Genomic DNA, 16956 nt, shown 5'->3' with positions numbered 1-16956 from the left:
CGTGTCTGCCTCCTGTTTGTTATTATTGTTTATGAAAACTACTTTCAGATCTTATCGAGAGCCTGACGGATGTCATCGAGGATGTCGTCACAATCTTCAATACCAACAGAAAGACGAATGAGATCGGGAGCCACACCAGCCTCACGAAGCTGTTCGTCGGAAAGTTGACGGTGGGTATGGCTGGCAGGGTGAAGCACACAGGTGCGTGCATCAGCCACGTGGGTCACGATATTGATCATGTCGAGCGAGTCCATAAAGCGGATAGCGGTCTCACGGTCGCCCTTCAGTCCGAAGGCTATGACGCCACACGATCCGCCTGGCAGATATTTCTCTGCCAACTCATGATAGGCATCGCCTGGCAGTCCGCTATAGTGTACCCATGCCACACGAGGGTCTGCCTGCAGAAATTCTGCCACACGCTGGGCATTGCAGCAATGCTGTGCCATGCGCAGATGGAGGGTCTGAAGACCGAGGTTGAGGATAAACGAGTTCATCGGTGCAGGGATAGAGCCCAAGTCGCGCATGAGCTGGGCAACGAGTTTGGTGGTATAGCCCATTTTTCCGAATGCCTTGACATAGGTGAGTCCGTGGTAGCTCTCATCGGGAGTGCAGAGTCCGGGGAACTTATCGGCATGCGCCATCCAGTCAAACTGTCCGCTATCTACGACAACACCTCCCACCTGCGATGCCGTGCCATCCATGTATTTCGTGGTACTGTGGGTCACGATGTCGGCACCCCATTCAAAGGGACGGCAGTTGATGGGAGTGGCAAAGGTGTTATCTACAATGAGAGGCACACCGTTACGATGGGCAATGCGTGCGAATTTCTCGATATCGAGTACGGCACAGCCGGGATTGCTGATGGTTTCGCCAAACACCGCTTTGGTATTGGGACGGAAAGCCTTTTGTATTTCCTCTTCGCTATCGTTGGGATTGACAAAGGTACATTCAATACCCAGTTTCTTCAGGGTGACGCCAAAGAGATTGAATGTGCCACCATAGATTTCGTTGGAAGTAACGATATGGCTGCCAGCCTCACAGATATTAAACACGGCATAGAAGTTGGCTGCCTGTCCGCTACTGGTCAGTACCGCCCCTACTCCACCTTCGAGTTGTGCAATCTTTTTGGCCACAGCATCGTTGGTAGGATTTTGCAGACGGGTATAGAAATAGCCCTCTTTCTTCAAATCGAAGAGCATCGCCATTTCTTCAGAGTTATCATATTTAAAGGTAGTACTCTGGATGATTGGCAACTCAATAGGTTCACCGTTTTTCGCTTCATAGCCTCCCTGTACACAGATAGAGGCAGTTTTTAGTTGTTTTTTCATTTGCAATATTTTGTTTTATCTGTTTTGCGTTGCAAAGGTACGATTAAGTGAGAGAAACACCAAGAAAAATAGGAGTTTTCAAAAAATATACTTATCTTTGCAAAGGAAAACCGCCATGAGAGGCTTATACGGTTAAGAGTTGTTAAGATTGTGGCTGTCTCATGCAATCTATCCATATCATCGGCATTTACCAGATAAGAAACAATTTGAAATTAAAACCATACAACAACAATGAAGCACTACACAACAACCGCGGCGATACTATTGACTGCCGCCCTTACCGTTTCATGCAACAGTAGCAAGAAGCTCCAAAACCCCAACAACCCTTCGACAGACAATACTGTCGTTGTCACTCCCTCTAACTCTACAGATATGGATGAAGCATACCTCACACTCAGCGATGCACAGCGCGACATCGTCAACCGCAACAATGTCTTTGCACTACAGCTCTTCAATCAGGTTAGCGACCACAGCAGCAAAGTGGTGTCACCACTGAGCGTAGCATACCTCATGGGAATGTTGGCTAACGGTGCTGATGGTGTCAGCCAACAGGAAATCCTTAAAGCTATCGGCTGTGAGGGTATCGACATCAACGACCTCAACTCGCTCTATCAGAATATCCTGCAAACTGCCGACCGACTGGATCAACAGACCACGGTAAGCATTGCCAACTATATTGCCGTGAACAAGGCATATCGGCTGCGTCCGCAGTTTGTCAGCACCGTGACAGACCATTACATGGCTGGGGTGGAAAGTCTGGATTTCAGCAATCCTGCCACAGTAAAACACATCAACAACTGGTGTTCCAAACATACTGACGGCATGATTCCTTCCATCATCGACCAGACTGATCCTGCTGCAGTATCTTATCTGATGAATGCCATCTATTTCAACGGCACGTGGGAGAAGAAGTTTGATGAAGGCAAAACCAGTGAAGAGATTTTCCGTGGATACACCCGCGATATTCAAAAGGTGGAGATGATGCACCAACGTAACAAGTTCCTATACGCAGAAATGCCACTCTACAAAGCCGTTGTGCTGCCATACGGCTATGGTGTCTATCACATGACGGTGTTGCTGCCCAACGAAGGTAAGAGCATCAACGAGATGATGGCATCTATCGACGCTTCGACGCTCTCTACCCTGACCAGCAAGATGGATATCTGCAATGTCAATCTGCAACTGCCGAAGTTCACCACCGAGACCAACATCCCGCTCAACGGCATTGTCAGCACACTGGGAGCACCCTGCATCTTCAATCCTGCCGAAGCCGACTTCAGCAAGTTTGCCGATGGTCAGTTCTATGTATCACAGATGTTGCAGAAGGCTAAGATTGAAGTGAGCGAGAAGGGCACCAAGGCTGCTGCCGTTACTGCTGCTGTCATGCTGACGTCACTCGGTCCGACTGACTATCGTGATGTCAACTTCATTGCCGACCACCCGTTTGTCTATACCATCAGCGATTCGCTGAGTGGCACCCTGTTGTTCGTTGGCCAGTTTACTGGCAATAAGTAATCGATAAGGCGCAGCCCTATCGCCCATTCCACTTCCGGTGATTGAATCAGCTTGGTTCAACCACCGGAAGTGTTTTTATATCCACATGACGGCACGACACGAACTATTACCAACTTACCGATTGAACATGAAACACATTTGCAACCCAGTTGCAGAAAATAGCAGTTGATACTTATATCATACTTCGATATTAAGACGTTTCACTAATTTTGCACGGAATAAAAAAAAGAAAACCTGAAAAAATATGAAAGACAATATCAAACGACTGGCAATAGTGATAGCCGCAACACTGGTGGCTGTAGGTGGATTTACACTACTGTCACACGGTGACGACGATCACCACGATGCACATGCAGGACATAGTCAGGCAGAAGACGAACACCACGATGAAGAACAAGATTTCAAAAACATACCTCTAACAGCTAAACAGATTGCTACTATAGACTTAAAAACTGACTCTGTGCAACACCGTGAACTCGATGCTACCATCCGCGTCAACGGGTCGATAGTTTTGCGCCCACAGTCGATGGGTAATGTTGCCTCACTAATGGGTGGCGTGGTAAAGAACATCCTCGTGAAAAACGGACAACACGTGACAAAAGGTCAGGTGGTGGCAACCATAGAAAATACTGATGTGGTGACACTACAACGCGAATACTATGCTGCCTACAAAGAATGTGAAATGGCACAAATAGAAAAGCAACGCCAAGAAACACTGGCACAGCAGGGGGCTGGTGTGCAGAAGAACCGCCAACAGGCTGAACGCAACTATCAAGTGGCGCACGCCACCATGATAGGTATTGGTCGCCAACTGCAACAAATGGGCATCAGTACCCATGCCGTAGGACGAGGACAGTTTACCACAACATTCCCTCTGCGTGCTCCCATCAGCGGAACAGTATGTCAACTCAATGCACCACTGGGCAGCTATGCTGATATGCAAACACCACTGATGACTATCCGCAATAATGATCAAGTGGAGTGCGACCTGAACGTCTTTGAGAAAGACCTGCAGAAAGTGAATAAAGGAGACCGCGTATTGCTGGCTCTCACCAACCAACCCGGCATAGAAGTCAGCGGACAGGTTTATGGCATCAACGACTATTTCAACGATGGTACAAAGAGTGTTGCCGTACATGTGAAACTGGACGGTAACGCCAAAGCACGACTGATAGACGGTATGTTTGTCACAGGACGCATTGCCACTGGCAGACAGCGTTGCAAAGCACTGCCCTCAAAAGCCATTGTCAATACCGATGGTAAAACCTACATCTTTGCACTCGACAAAAAAGGGAAAGACGGGGACTGTGTGTTCTCACGACATGAGGTGACGACCGGAGTGACCGATTCTGGATATACCGAGGTGGCACTCTGTAAACACATACAAGACGGACAGCAAATCGTAACAGAAAACGTGTTCTATCTGGCTTCGCTCATCGGTGAACACGGTGAACACAACCATTAATATAGCTAATACCTCTCTATGTTTCAGAAACTGATAGATTTTTCCGTCACACACAAACTGACGATAGGCATTCTGACCCTTGCCATGGCGGTATGGGGTATCGTTTCATTGGTGCATCTTCCCTTCGATGCCACACCGGATATTACTGACAATCAAGTACAGGTCATCACCCAAGCTCCTGCACTGGGCGCACAAGAGGTGGAACAATACATCACCACTCCGATAGAAATGGCATTAGCCAATATCCCACGACTGGAAGAAAGACGCAGTATCTCACGTAGCGGACTATCGGTCATCACACTTGTGTTTGACGATGCTGCCGACATCTACTGGGCTCGCTCACAGGTGAGCCAGGTACTGATGGACGTGACCAAGGAACTGCCTGCCAATACAGATACCGAGATGGGACCTATTGCCACCGGACTGGGCGAAATATACCACTATACCATAAGAGCCAAAGAGGGCTATGAAGACAAATACACGCTGACGCAATTGCGCACCATGCAAGACTGGATAGTACGCAAACAACTGTCGGGTACACCTGGTGTGGCTGAGGTGAGCGGATGGGGAGGATTTGTCAAACAGTATGAAGTGGCTATCGAAACCAACCGACTGACTGCCTACGGACTGACTGTGGGCGATGTCTTTGAAGCACTGCAAAAGAACAATGCCAATACGGGTGGCAGCTATATCGAACAGGACGCTAACCAATACTACATCCGCGGACTGGGTGTGCTGAACTCTGCCGACGATCTGCGCCAAGTGGCTGTCAAGACTGTTGATGGCAACGTGGTGAGCGTGGGTAATGTGGCTACCATACAGATGGGACATGCAACACGTTTCGGAGCAGTAACACGCAACGGTAATGGTGAAGTGGTGGCTGGTATTGCCATCATGCTGAAAGGTGAAAACTTCCAAGAAGTGAGCCAACGCGTAAAGGATCGCATCAGCCAGATACAGAAATCACTACCGGAAGGTGTGGTCATCGAACCATTCATAGACCGTACCAATCTGGTGAACCGCGTGGAACATACCATTGCACGCAACCTCATCGAAGGCGGACTCATCGTCATCTTCGTGCTGATACTCTTTCTCGGCAACTGGCGGGCAGGCATCGTTGTGGCAAGTGTTATCCCACTGAGTATGCTCTTTGCTTTCGGTATGATGAAGACATTCGGCATTGACGGTAACCTGATGAGTTTGGGAGCCATAGACTTTGGTATGATAGTCGATTCGGCGGTAATCATCGTCGAAGCGGTGGTGACCCATATCAACAGTAGTGCCGACAAATACCCTACCCTACGGCTGACACGTCAGGAGATGGACAACGAGGTGCATTTCTCGGCATCACGCATCAGGCAGAGTGCTGCCTTCGGCGAAATCATCATCATGATTGTCTATATCCCATTGATGACACTCATAGGAATTGAAGGAAAAATGTTCCGCCCCATGGCATTAACAGTATTCTTTGCCATAGTCGGCGCCTTTATCCTTTCATTGACCTATGTGCCGATGGCAAGTTGCACATTCCTCAGCAGAAAGGTACATACCCAAGAAACGGTTTCCGACAGGATGCTTGCCAAACTGCAAGAATGGTATCGACCGATATTGGAATGGACGCTGCAACGTCGCAAAGATGTCATTACCATTGCCGTTGCACTGTTCTGCGTCAGCGGTGTAGGCTTCAAGTTTTTGGGCGGTGAATTCATCCCAAGTCTGGAAGAAGGCGACTTTGCCATCGAGATGAGTATGGCACAAGGCACGTCGCTCTCACAAATGGTGGAGAGTTGCAGCAAAGCGGAACAACTCCTGAAAGCCAAATATCCTGAAGTAAAACAGGTGGTGAGTCGTATCGGCAGTGCCGAGATTCCTACAGACCCGATGCCGGTGGAACGTGCTGACATCATGGTGGCACTGAAGCCAAAAGCCGAATGGACTTCGGCAAAGACTACCGACCAACTCATGGCGATGATGTCGGAAACACTAAAGAACATTCCCGGTCTTGAAGCCGAACTGACCCAACCCATACAAATGCGAAACAATGAATTGCTGACGGGTATCAAACAGGATGTAGCCATCAAAGTGTTTGGCGAAGACCTCAACGTATTGCAACAGCAAGCTGCTAAGATTGCTGGACTGGTGCGCAACGTAAGAGGTGTCAGCGGCGTACAGGTGGAACAGGTTTCTGGACTCCCGCAAATACAAGTGCGCTACAACCACAACCGCATGGCTGCCTATGGTGTCAGCGTAGATGATGTGAACCGCATACTTGAAACAACATTTGCAGGCGCCACAGCAGGTGCTATCTATGAAGGCGAGAAGAAATTTGACGTGGTGGTACGACTCGACAATCGCAACCGCACGGTTGAAGAACTTCGACAGTTGGCAATTCCCGTTGGCGAGGGCATTACGGTGCCTTTAGAACAATTGGCAGATATTGTCAATGAGCCTGCTCCGTCACAGGTTTCCCACGAGAATGGCGAGCGCCGCATTTACGTCGGTTTCAATATCAAGGGACGCGACATGCAGTCAACCGTGGAGGAGATAGAAACGCTGATGAACGAAAAGGTGCACCTGCCCGAAGGCTATTATTACACCTATGGCGGTGAATTCCAGAATATGCAGAGTGCTATCAACAGACTGAGCATTGTAGTGCCTATCGCGCTACTGATCATTCTGCTGTTGCTCTATGCCACGGTGAAGAACCTGCGCGACTCACTCTTTGTATTCTCTGCCATCCCATTGGCTTCCATCGGTGGCGTATGGGCTTTATGGCTCAGAGGTATGCCCTTCTCCATATCGGCAGGTGTTGGTTTTATTGCCCTCTTCGGTGTGGCTGTGCTCAACGGTATTGTACTGGTGGGACAGATGAACCAAATGCAACGTGAAGGCATAGCGGACATCAACCAACGCATCACACAGAGTTGTATGATTCGCTTGCGCCCTGTTCTGATGACTGCCCTTGTGGCGTCAATGGGTTTCCTGCCTATGGCAATCTCTACAGGCGATGGCGCAGAAGTGCAACGCCCATTGGCAACAGTAGTGATCGGTGGACTCATCACTTCCACCCTGCTCACACTTCTGGTATTGCCTGCGATTTACCGCACCTTTACAAAAGAATAAATCACACACCTTATATATATTAAAGAGTAAGACACTATGCGACACATCATCCTCACAATAATGGGTACGATAATAAGTGGTGCTGCCATGGCACAAATGCGCCACCTGTCACTTCAAACATGTATTGACATGGCGATGAAGCAGAGTCCGACAATACGTATGGCAAACAAACAAGTGGAACGGGCGCAGGCATTGCAAGGCACGGCATGGGACTTGGAAAAGACAGAGCTGTCGCTTTCGCAAGACCCTACATCGGGAGGTAGTCCTGACAACGCACTGTCGGTAACGCAGAGTTTCGACTTTCCCACAGTATATATTGCCCGACGTCAACAGTTAAAAGCTGAGACACAAGCCGAAAGGAGCAGACTGGAGATGGAACAAAAAAACGTGGAGGCTGCTGTGGCTTCTGCCTATTTCCAACTGGTTTATCAGGAACAATGCCTTCGTAACCTAAGAAGACAAGACAGCATCATGACACGCTACCGTACCGTGGTGCGCCAACGTATGGAGGCTGGAGAGACAGGCAGACGTGAACTCATCAATGCAGAACGCTTACAGCGCGAAAACCAACTCGACATCGTAAAAGCTGAAAATGAGGCTGAGAATGCTCGATTGCAACTGATGCAGGTGATTGGCACCGATGAACCCATCACTGCCGCAGACGAACTGTTAACTCCCATAGAATTCGTCCTACCGGCCTATAACTATCAACAAACTCCAGAAGGACGGTTCTCCAACGACAAACTGCAAGCTGCTGAACGCCAGGTGAAGGTAGAAAAAAGCGGTTATGCCCCATCCCTCTCACTCTCACTACGCAATCAGATGGTTATCTCTTCATGGAATCCCTACAACGAAGATCGTAGCAGATATGACGGTGGAAACTTCATGGGCTTTGAGGTTGGTGTAGGCATTCCCTTGTTTTATGGCGCTACCAAAGCACGCGTCAAGGCTGCTAAAGCTGAGCGCGAACAATTGCAAATACAGATTCAACAGGAAGCACAACAACGTGAATCTCAATACAACGCACTATTGAGCCGTTGCAATGCTGCACGGCAACGAGTGGAATACTACGCCGAAAACGGTTGTCAGTGGAACGATGAGATGGTGAGACTTGCCACAGCTGAATACGAACAAGGCGAAATCGGATATGTAGAATATGTAGGCATACTGAAAGATGAAATCGATGTCTATCAGAAACGCGCAGAAGCCATCAATGAATACAACCAAACCGTCATAGAACTACAGCGTCTGTGCGGTACTAAATGATATTTACCACATCTATTCTTCATAGACAAACATCCTTTGTCCATAGACGAACCAGTATCCTTGCCCCCCATGATCCAAGAACAAATCAGGGAGCAAGGATACAAAAATATTATAAAAAGAGGTTTTTTGTTTTGGTCTTTCGAAAAAAATACTATACCTTTGCAAAATACACCAAACCAAAAAAACCTATGAGACAGCTGAAGATCAACACATCCATCACCAACCGAGAGAGCGAATCTCTCGAGAAGTACTTGCAGGAAATCGGTAAAGAAGAACTGCTAACAGTAGATGAGGAAGTGGAATTGGCACAGCGTATTCAGAAAGGCGACAAGCGCGCTTTGGAGAAACTGACAAGGGCCAATTTACGTTTCGTTGTTTCAGTAGCCAAGCAATATCAGAACAGAGGACTATCATTGCCCGACCTCATCGACGAGGGCAATATAGGACTCATCAAGGCTGCTGAAAAATTTGACGAGACACGAGGCTTTAAGTTTATATCTTATGCCGTTTGGTGGATCAGACAAAGTATCCTGCAAGCCATTGCAGAACAGAGCCGATTGGTCAGAATGCCACTCAATCAACAAAGTGCGTTGAGCAGAGTGACCCATGAGGCTAATAAGTTTGAACAAGAACACGAGCGGAAACCATCGTCGGAAGAACTGATGCCGCTTGTTGATTTGCCGCAGGATAAAATTGACGAAGCGCTCAATGCTCACACATGCCATGTATCGATGGATGCTCCATTTGCCGATGGTGAAGACAGTAGCCTCATCGACGTGATGGAAGATACCAACTCACCGATGGCTGACCGAGAACTCGTAAGAGAATCGCTGCGAGCAGAAATAGAGAATGCGCTGAAAACACTCTCCAACAAAGAGCGCTCTGTAATAGAAGCCCTCTACGGTATCAACTCACCAGAGATGACCATGGAAGAGGTGGGTGAAAAATACGGTCTGTCCCGCGAACGTGTCAGACAGATTAAGGAGAAAGCCATTAGGAGGCTACGTAATAATACGAACAACACGATGTTAAAATCATATTTAGGACAATGAAAACAATGACAAAAGCAATATTATTGCTTCTCATGGCGCTAACCATGCCAATGGTAGTCAACGCCAAAAACATAAAGACTCCGAAAGTCTATATCTTTGGATTTTCAGCTTCTTTCCAAGATTCCACCATCTACATGACCGATGTGCAGGAAATCACCAACGTCTGGATAGAAAGCAAAACAAAATTTCTGTTGGGCAGAGAACACTACTCACGCCAACTCAACGAATACCTCACAGCACAACAACACCCCAATAGGGTTTGCTTGGTAATATTTGCACTCAAAAGAGAAGATGCAGAGAAGAAATATCTCAAAATGAGAAAACAATACACGTTGAAGTCGAAACGCAAATACGATATGAAGTATCTCAATACCAACGACTTCAAATTCTCTACAGTCAATCTTGACATAGAAGAAGAACCAAAGAAATAAACGCAGAAAAGATAGTAAACAGTGTTTCGGTCTGCCGCTGGCATCAGCAATGGTGCGAGAGGAAAGTCCGGGCAGCATAGGACGTCCCACTTCCGAAAACAGAAGCAGTTGGCGACAGCTGGATATGGAAGAAGAGAATGACCGCCCGCAAGGGTAAGGGTGAGAAGGTGGTGTAAGAGACCACCAGCCGACGGGTGATCGTCGGGCTGTTCCATCTGGGAGCTGCAAGTTCACGTAAACCATCGTCTGAGGGTTGTCCGCCCGAGTAACAACGATGGAGGGTAGAATGCTAGAGACGTAGGGTGACCTGCGTAGTAGATAAATGGCAGACGCCTTGCTTTAGCAAGGAACAGAACCCGGCTTACAGAAACACTGTTTACTCTTTTTTTTATATTCTTTACTTTCCTTATCTTCCTACAACATGCGCTACAACTCCTACAGTACATGGATACGGCAACAGTTTCCATTTCGCGTACAGAAGATTTCCGTTGATGCTGGTTTCTCTTGTCCCAACCGAGATGGACACATCAGTACAGGAGGGTGTATCTTCTGCGACAACCGTACCTTCAATCCATCATACTGTAATCCTGAGAAATCCATCACGACACAACTGGAAGAGGGAAAACAGTTTTTCAGTCATAAATATCCGGATATGAAATATCTGGCATATTTTCAAGCGTACTCCAACACTTATGCAGATATAGACACACTGAAACGCCGCTACGAGGAAGCTCTTGACGTAGAAAACGTGGTAGGACTGGTCATCGGCACACGCCCAGACTGCATAGACGCAACAACACTCAACTATCTGGAACAACTGAACCAACAGACCTTTCTCATCGTGGAATACGGCATCGAGTCTGCCAACAACACCACGCTGCAACTCATCAACCGCGGACATACTTTTGAGACATCATGTCAAGCAATCAAAGCAACTCATGACAGAGACATACTTACTGGTGGGCACGTCATATTGGGACTTCCTGGTGAAGATGAGAAAGAAAGCATGCGCCAAGCCGATTTGATATCTGCCCTACCACTCGACTTATTAAAAATCCATCAATTGCAAATCATTAAAGGCACACCATTGGCACGCCTATACCAACAAAATCCTTTTCCGCTCTATACCGTTGATGAATACATCCGTTTGGTTACAGCCTATTTGGAAAGACTAAGACCTGACATCGTGGTAGAGCGTTTCGTGTCGCAATCGCCAAAAGAGATGAAGATTGCCCCACATTGGGGATTGAAAAACCATGAGTTTACCGACCGCCTTCTAAACTATATGACGAGGACAAATGCCCAACAAGGCCGGCTCTATCATGCACTCGGATATCAATAAGGTTTTATGACTGGCAATAGTCTTATGAACAATTGGGGATTAATAGCAATCATTATATGATGGTATCAGCCCCGTTTTTGAAGCACCCAACGCTGAGTATATATTTACACCACATTATCTTACACCCATTACAGTATTACAGTATTACAGTTTTCAAAAAGCAAAAACAATGGGTTTCCAGCATTTTTACCAAGCAAAAACATGAAAAATCCATTATATAAGCCTAAAAATCGTTTTCAGAAACTGTAATACTGTAATACTGTAATGGAGCTAAACGAAAAATATTAGCACAATTTCTTTACATAAGATTCTCAAAGTAAAGGGCACAAATAAAAACTATGGGATTCTAAAGTACAAAGGGCAACCATCTAAAGAAACGTGGTTGCTCATTCCACGATAGCATCGTGACTGTTGAGCAACTGCTGAATAGACTTGTGTCGATTAGACTTCATATAGCGATCTATTGCATCAACTTCTGGATTACGAAAAGCACGCCTTCCAACAATCTGATTAGCAACCCATTGAATTTTTCCAGCACGCAGCTCACGATGTATTTCCGCTTTGGTCAAGCCATCAGGTGTTGGGAACATACTCAAAATATAGAATGCCACACAATCGGGAACTATCATCTGACGAGTCATCATCGCACGCTGCGCGTCAGAATAATGCTGCAGATAAAATGGATAGTCGGCACCTAAATACTTATCGAGCGAGACACCAACCATATTGCTATCTACTACTATGCTCTGGTCAAAAGAACCAATCTGAGTATAGATGGTAGGAAGCACGATATCGGGAAACTCTTTTCTCATGCGCTTGAAAGCCTTCTGCAAGTCATGCGACACATCATCAAGACTGGCAAACTCCACCTGTACATCTGCCAACAAGCGCTGAAGCGTAGAATCGCAGAAGAAATGGCGGAAACGTTGGTTGATGCCAACATCATTCACATGGCCTATATGCAACACATCCTCTATCAACATCCGAGTTTGACCAGGATAGTCGGATTGCATCTGCTGCAAAGCGGAATAATCGCCAGTGGTCAGATAAAGCATCTCAATACGATCATATCGGTCTATCAACGACTGGTCATGCCCCATTTCAGTATCGCCCGATTTCAGGCGCCACTCACAACCGAGGCATATCAGCATCACAACCGACAAAAGTATATAAGTTTTCCGCATTGATATAAAAAAGGCCGTCTTTGTAATATTATATAATGTTAAAATACACCGCAAATTTACTAAAAAATATTTTATATTCCAAGTTTTAAGCAAAAAAAAGATAAAAAACAAGGTAAAAAGGCTAATTTTGCACAAGAAAAACTAATCAGAAAACAAACATAAGAGATTTTCGGTATATGAAACGTAAAATAGCAACTATTGCCCTCTGTGGCTTGTCTTGCTGTGTACTGATGGCACAGAAACAATTAGACATTACTGTAAAAAACACCATGAAGACGGAGCGTACCGCCCAACCCATCGTGATTAATCTTGCTCCATACGGTACTGACATCCGTCAAGCCATCGTTAAAATGAACGGGCAGGAAATTGCATCTCAGCTGGACGACCTCAATGGTGACGGCTGTTACGATGAACTCTGTTTCATGGCAGATATGCCAAAGAAATCTACGACAACCTACAACGTAGAACTGCTCAACAGCGGAAAACCAAGAAAATACAAGCCTCTGGTGTATGCTGATATGATACTGCTCAACAAGAAAGTAAAGTCCAACAACGAGCAAAACCTGTTTATCAGCAGTCTGACCGTTGAGAACGGCACAAACCCTTACTGGCAGATGCATCACCACGGACCAGCCTTTGAAAACGAGTTAGTGGCTTATCGCATCTATTTCGATCATCGTCAGACCGTAGATCTCTATGGAAAATACCGTAAGGGACTGGAACTGAAGGAAACACAATTCTACACCAACAAGCAGCAAAAGGAGGCAGGCTATGGTGACGACGTGCTCTGGGTGGGTAACACATTTGGACTGGGCACTATGCGCGGATGGGACGGACAGCAGCCTACCCTGTTGGAGGATGTGGATCATCGCACAGAACGCATCATCAGCTACGGGCCCTTACGCACGATAGTAGAAGTGGTGGACGATGGTTGGAAAGACAAAACGGGCAACAACGCTTTCCATCCCTATCCTATAACGATGACCACACGCTACACGCTCTATGCTGGTCGCCGAGACTGCCAAGTTGATGTATTTTTCAGACAAGCAGTTGCCAACCATCAATTTTCTACAGGTATCATCAATATAAAAAACTCAACGGAATATTCCGATCATGAGGGACTACGCGGTTGTTGGGGTTCTGACTGGACGGTATCTGCCAAAGATTCTGTAGGTCATAAGCGCGAAACAGTTGGATTGGGCATTTGCCTTCCCATGAAACATGTTGTGAGCGAACAGCCTGCCAACAAAGACAACTATCCTTATGTCATCGGCGGTATCGATAAGGCCATGCGCTACTATATCACGTTCGGTTCTGACAACGAGACCTTTGGCTATCATTCTGCCAAAGACTGGTTCGACTATCTCCAGTTGTGGAAGAAAGACCTCATGAATCCCGTTGTGGTAACGGAAAAGCTCCGTCAAACAAAATCCGAATAACGTTTGCGCCCTTTGGCATAATACTGCCAAAGAATACTAAACGTACAAGTATCCGGCAGGCTGGCAGAAGTTCTGCCGGCCTGAATTGTTTTACGGTCTTCTGCAAAATCCTTACGCCAACGGCGGAAGGCATGGCGTGCACGATAAACAGCCAGGAACTCGCTGACATTACGGTCAAGCAGGAGCGACTTCCATGCAGCCACATAGTCAAGCACCCAACGTATCAGCATCACCTTGTGAAGCTGTTTATCGGGCAGACATTTATAAAGCATGGTAAGATTATTGCGGAAATTGAGGAAGGTCTTCATGGGATTGCCCTTAGGGAGCGTTCCTCCTCCCACATGATAGACGTAACTCTCTGGCAAGCAATATATCTTTCGTCCGCTAATACGCAATCGCCAACAGAGGTCGATTTCCTCATTATGCGCAAAGAAACGACCGTCAAGTCCGCCCACAGCCCAATAGTCGGCAGAACGAATCATCATAGCAGCACCTGTTGCCCAATGTATTTCCTGCCGGAAATCATATTGTCCGTTATCCTGTTCTACCGTCTCGAACACACGTCCGCGACAGAAGGGATAACCATAACAGTCGATGAAACCTCCGCTTGCTCCAGCATACTCAAATCGGTCGCGGTCATAGATGGAAAGGAGCTTAGGCTGACAGGCTGCCACTTCAGGATGTACATCCATAAACTCGATAAGGGGTGTCAGCCAATGATGGGTCACCTCAATATCAGAGTTGAGCAGCAGATAATACTCTGCGTCTATCTGTTTCAACGCTTTATTGTAGCCTTCAGCAAATCCCCAGTTTTTATCAAGAGGAATGGTTCTGCACGATGGAAACTCGCTGGCAAGCATAGCGAGCGATTGGTCTGTCGAGGCATTATCTGCCACATAGATTACAGCTTCATCCTTGGAGTATTGTAGAACGGTAGGCAGATATTGATGCAACATTTTCTGTCCGTTCCAGTTGAGAATAACAATTGCCAGTTTATCCATCTTTTGCGGGTTGTGATATTGAGTTGTGATGTTCTTGTTTATTTTAATGTAACACGTAGGGCACTATGATCGTGATTGAAGTCGCCAAGTCTGACGGTCATCAGCTGGTTGTCATATTCCTCACGTGCTTCTGCGGCAGGAAGTTCCACACGAACGTAGTTTTTGGTGAATCCATGCATGGCTTTGCCTCGTGGTGCCTTTTCAAACAGAACTTCGGCTGTAGTGCCAATAAACTGGCGATAGAAATTTTCGGTCTTCTGATCGGAGAGTTCCAACAGTCTTCTACTACGCTCACGCTTATCTTGATCGCTGACCACATAGGGAATGGAGAGTGCCGATGTTCCAGGACGCTCTGAATAAGGGAACACGTGAAGCTGGGTAACATCAAGCGATTGCAGGAATTCAAATGTTTCCTCAAAGCATTCTGGTGTTTCGCCTCTACACCCCACCATAACATCCACGCCGATAAAAGCTTCAGGTGTTACTTCCTTGATGCGATGTATCTTATCGGCAAAGAGTTGACGGTCGTAATGGCGGTGCATCAATTTCAATACCATATCACTTCCACTCTGTAGCGGTATGTGATAATGGGGCATGAAAGCACGACTCTGAGCACAATAGTCGATGAGTTCATCGCTCATCAAGTCGGGTTCAAGACTACTGATACGGTAACGTGAGATTCCTTTCACTCCATCCAATGCCTTAACCAAATCTACAAAGCTTTCACCGGTAGTCTTTCCAAAGTCTCCGATGTTCACACCAGTCAACACAATTTCCTTGCCGCCTTCGGCAGCTGCCTGCTCTGCTTGTTCCACCAGAGAGGCGATGGTTGGATTGCGGCTGAAGCCACGTGCGTATGGAATGGTACAATAGGTGCAAAAATAATCGCAACCATCCTGTACTTTCAAGAAATAGCGAGTGCGATTGCCTCGTGAACAACTGGGTGCAAAACTTTTGATATCTTTGGTTTTCTGCACAAAATAGTGGCCTTCTCCGGATTTAGTCTTTTCATCCTGCCCATCGGAAACAGAAATATCGGCTCTACCCAACTCTTCACCCCATTTCTCTGAGAGGAACTGGATGAGTTGCGCCTTCTCGTTAGCACCAAGCACAAGACTTACCCCTTCTATTTCACTCACCGTTTGAGGTTTCAACTGAGCATAACACCCCGTAACGACAACAAAAGCACCAGGATTCTGGCGCACCAAACGATGAATTGCCTGACGGCATTTATGGTCGGCAACCTCCGTAACAGAGCATGTATTAATGAGACAGAGGTCTGCCCGTTCACCTTTCTGTGCTGTTGTCACTCCCATATCATGGAGCATCTTTCCAAAAGTCGATGTTTCAGAAAAGTTCAGTTTACAACCCAAAGTAAAATAGGCGGCTCGTTTTCCTTGAAATGCCGATGTATCAATCATACCTTATTTATATATATTACGTTTTCTCGTGCAAAGGTACGATTAAGTGAGTAGAATACAAAAAGAAAATTAAGTTTTTCTTTTGGATTATCGAACGTGAGTACCTAAGACCGACAGGTCAAAGGTACGATTAAGTGAGTAGAATACAAAAAGAAAATTATGTTTTTCTTTTGGATTATCGAATGCGAGTACCTAAGACCGACAGGTCAAAGGTACGATTAAGTGAGAAGAATACAAAAAGAAAATTAAGTTTTTCTTTCTACATTCCATTCTCCGGACCCAAATTAAGCACTTCCAATAATTACTATACCTATCTTATACCGTCGGGATGAGTTCGGGATGTCTTCGGGAACTCAGTTCCCATAAGGCACACAGCCTATTTACCTCGT

12 protein-coding genes and 1 other RNA gene are annotated in these 16956 nt (G+C 46.5%); 9 read left to right on the top strand and 4 right to left on the bottom strand.

Features of this window, described 5'->3' with window-relative positions; translation table 11 throughout:
- Nucleotides 1-44 precede the first annotated feature (44 nt).
- Nucleotides 45-1328: an O-acetylhomoserine aminocarboxypropyltransferase/cysteine synthase family protein gene (locus tag CIK90_RS10530; protein ID WP_094465285.1), complete on the bottom strand. Its 1284-nt coding sequence runs from the start codon at nucleotides 1326-1328 to the stop codon at nucleotides 45-47.
- Nucleotides 1329-1559: 231 nt separating this feature from the next.
- On the opposite strand from CIK90_RS10530, the gene CIK90_RS10525 reads away from it, so the two are divergent.
- From CIK90_RS10525 to CIK90_RS10490, 8 genes are all read left to right on the top strand, one after another.
- Complete coding sequence (locus CIK90_RS10525; protein ID WP_094465283.1) at nucleotides 1560-2843, top strand: serpin family protein; 1284 nt, start codon at nucleotides 1560-1562, stop codon at nucleotides 2841-2843.
- Nucleotides 2844-3087: 244 nt separating this feature from the next.
- Nucleotides 3088-4308 carry an efflux RND transporter periplasmic adaptor subunit gene (locus tag CIK90_RS10520; RefSeq protein WP_094465281.1) on the top strand — a complete coding sequence of 407 codons (1221 nt, stop codon included), beginning with the start codon at nucleotides 3088-3090 and terminating at the stop codon, nucleotides 4306-4308.
- A gap of 18 nt (nucleotides 4309-4326) precedes the next feature.
- Nucleotides 4327-7431: an efflux RND transporter permease subunit gene (locus CIK90_RS10515; protein ID WP_094465279.1), complete on the top strand. Its 3105-nt coding sequence runs from the start codon at nucleotides 4327-4329 to the stop codon at nucleotides 7429-7431.
- A gap of 36 nt (nucleotides 7432-7467) precedes the next feature.
- Nucleotides 7468-8697 carry a TolC family protein gene (locus tag CIK90_RS10510; RefSeq protein WP_094435567.1) on the top strand — a complete coding sequence of 410 codons (1230 nt, stop codon included), beginning with the start codon at nucleotides 7468-7470 and terminating at the stop codon, nucleotides 8695-8697.
- A gap of 188 nt (nucleotides 8698-8885) precedes the next feature.
- Nucleotides 8886-9749, top strand: coding sequence for an RNA polymerase sigma factor RpoD/SigA (locus tag CIK90_RS10505; RefSeq protein ID WP_094465277.1), 864 nt, complete (start codon nucleotides 8886-8888; stop codon nucleotides 9747-9749).
- A 5-nt stretch (nucleotides 9750-9754) separates the two neighbouring features.
- Nucleotides 9755-10180, top strand: coding sequence for a hypothetical protein (locus tag CIK90_RS10500; protein ID WP_144007264.1), 426 nt, complete (start codon nucleotides 9755-9757; stop codon nucleotides 10178-10180).
- Between the two features lie 18 nt (nucleotides 10181-10198).
- Nucleotides 10199-10560, top strand: an RNA gene (gene rnpB / locus CIK90_RS10495) — RNase P RNA component class A.
- A gap of 41 nt (nucleotides 10561-10601) precedes the next feature.
- Complete coding sequence (locus CIK90_RS10490; RefSeq protein ID WP_094465273.1) at nucleotides 10602-11522, top strand: TIGR01212 family radical SAM protein; 921 nt, start codon at nucleotides 10602-10604, stop codon at nucleotides 11520-11522.
- Nucleotides 11523-11908: 386 nt separating this feature from the next.
- On the opposite strand, the gene CIK90_RS10485 is transcribed toward CIK90_RS10490, so the two are convergent.
- Nucleotides 11909-12676, bottom strand: coding sequence for a gliding motility protein GldB (locus tag CIK90_RS10485; protein WP_144007365.1), 768 nt, complete (start codon nucleotides 12674-12676; stop codon nucleotides 11909-11911).
- A gap of 206 nt (nucleotides 12677-12882) precedes the next feature.
- Between CIK90_RS10485 and CIK90_RS10480 the strand changes: the two genes are divergently transcribed.
- Nucleotides 12883-14145, top strand: a complete 1263-nt coding sequence (locus CIK90_RS10480; protein WP_094435571.1) for a DUF4861 domain-containing protein — start codon at nucleotides 12883-12885, stop codon at nucleotides 14143-14145.
- Here CIK90_RS10480 and CIK90_RS10475 read toward each other — a convergent pair.
- Entirely contained in the window at nucleotides 14127-15146 is a 1020-nt protein-coding gene (locus tag CIK90_RS10475) for a glycosyltransferase family 2 protein (protein ID WP_094465271.1), read from the bottom strand. The two genes, CIK90_RS10480 and CIK90_RS10475, sit on opposite strands and share 19 nt — an antisense overlap.
- Nucleotides 15147-15184: 38 nt before the next feature.
- Nucleotides 15185-16567 (bottom strand): tRNA (N(6)-L-threonylcarbamoyladenosine(37)-C(2))-methylthiotransferase MtaB, encoded by a 1383-nt coding sequence (gene mtaB / locus CIK90_RS10470; protein ID WP_094435575.1) that lies wholly within the window; start codon nucleotides 16565-16567, stop codon nucleotides 15185-15187.
- Nucleotides 16568-16956 lie beyond the last annotated feature (389 nt).

It is taken from the genome of Prevotella sp. P5-126 (assembly GCF_002251185.1).
In the GTDB taxonomy this organism is placed as follows: domain Bacteria; phylum Bacteroidota; class Bacteroidia; order Bacteroidales; family Bacteroidaceae; genus Prevotella.
Note: the sequence above shows the minus strand (reverse complement) of the source record. Positions and strands in the feature narration are given on the sequence as shown.

Excerpts from the sequence above, each read along its gene's own strand:
- CIK90_RS10530 (WP_094465285.1), bottom strand. The coding sequence starts at position 1,328 with ATGAAAAAACAACTAAAAACTGCCTCTATCTGTGTACAGGGAGGCTAT.
- CIK90_RS10525 (WP_094465283.1), top strand. The coding sequence starts at position 1,560 with ATGAAGCACTACACAACAACCGCGGCGATACTATTGACTGCCGCCCTT.
- CIK90_RS10520 (WP_094465281.1), top strand. The coding sequence starts at position 3,088 with ATGAAAGACAATATCAAACGACTGGCAATAGTGATAGCCGCAACACTG.
- CIK90_RS10515 (WP_094465279.1), top strand. The coding sequence starts at position 4,327 with ATGTTTCAGAAACTGATAGATTTTTCCGTCACACACAAACTGACGATA.
- CIK90_RS10510 (WP_094435567.1), top strand. The coding sequence starts at position 7,468 with ATGCGACACATCATCCTCACAATAATGGGTACGATAATAAGTGGTGCT.
- CIK90_RS10505 (WP_094465277.1), top strand. The coding sequence starts at position 8,886 with ATGAGACAGCTGAAGATCAACACATCCATCACCAACCGAGAGAGCGAA.
- CIK90_RS10500 (WP_144007264.1), top strand. The coding sequence starts at position 9,755 with ATGACAAAAGCAATATTATTGCTTCTCATGGCGCTAACCATGCCAATG.
- CIK90_RS10490 (WP_094465273.1), top strand. The coding sequence starts at position 10,602 with ATGCGCTACAACTCCTACAGTACATGGATACGGCAACAGTTTCCATTT.
- CIK90_RS10480 (WP_094435571.1), top strand. The coding sequence starts at position 12,883 with ATGAAACGTAAAATAGCAACTATTGCCCTCTGTGGCTTGTCTTGCTGT.
- CIK90_RS10475 (WP_094465271.1), bottom strand. The coding sequence starts at position 15,146 with ATGGATAAACTGGCAATTGTTATTCTCAACTGGAACGGACAGAAAATG.
- mtaB (WP_094435575.1), bottom strand. The coding sequence starts at position 16,567 with ATGATTGATACATCGGCATTTCAAGGAAAACGAGCCGCCTATTTTACT.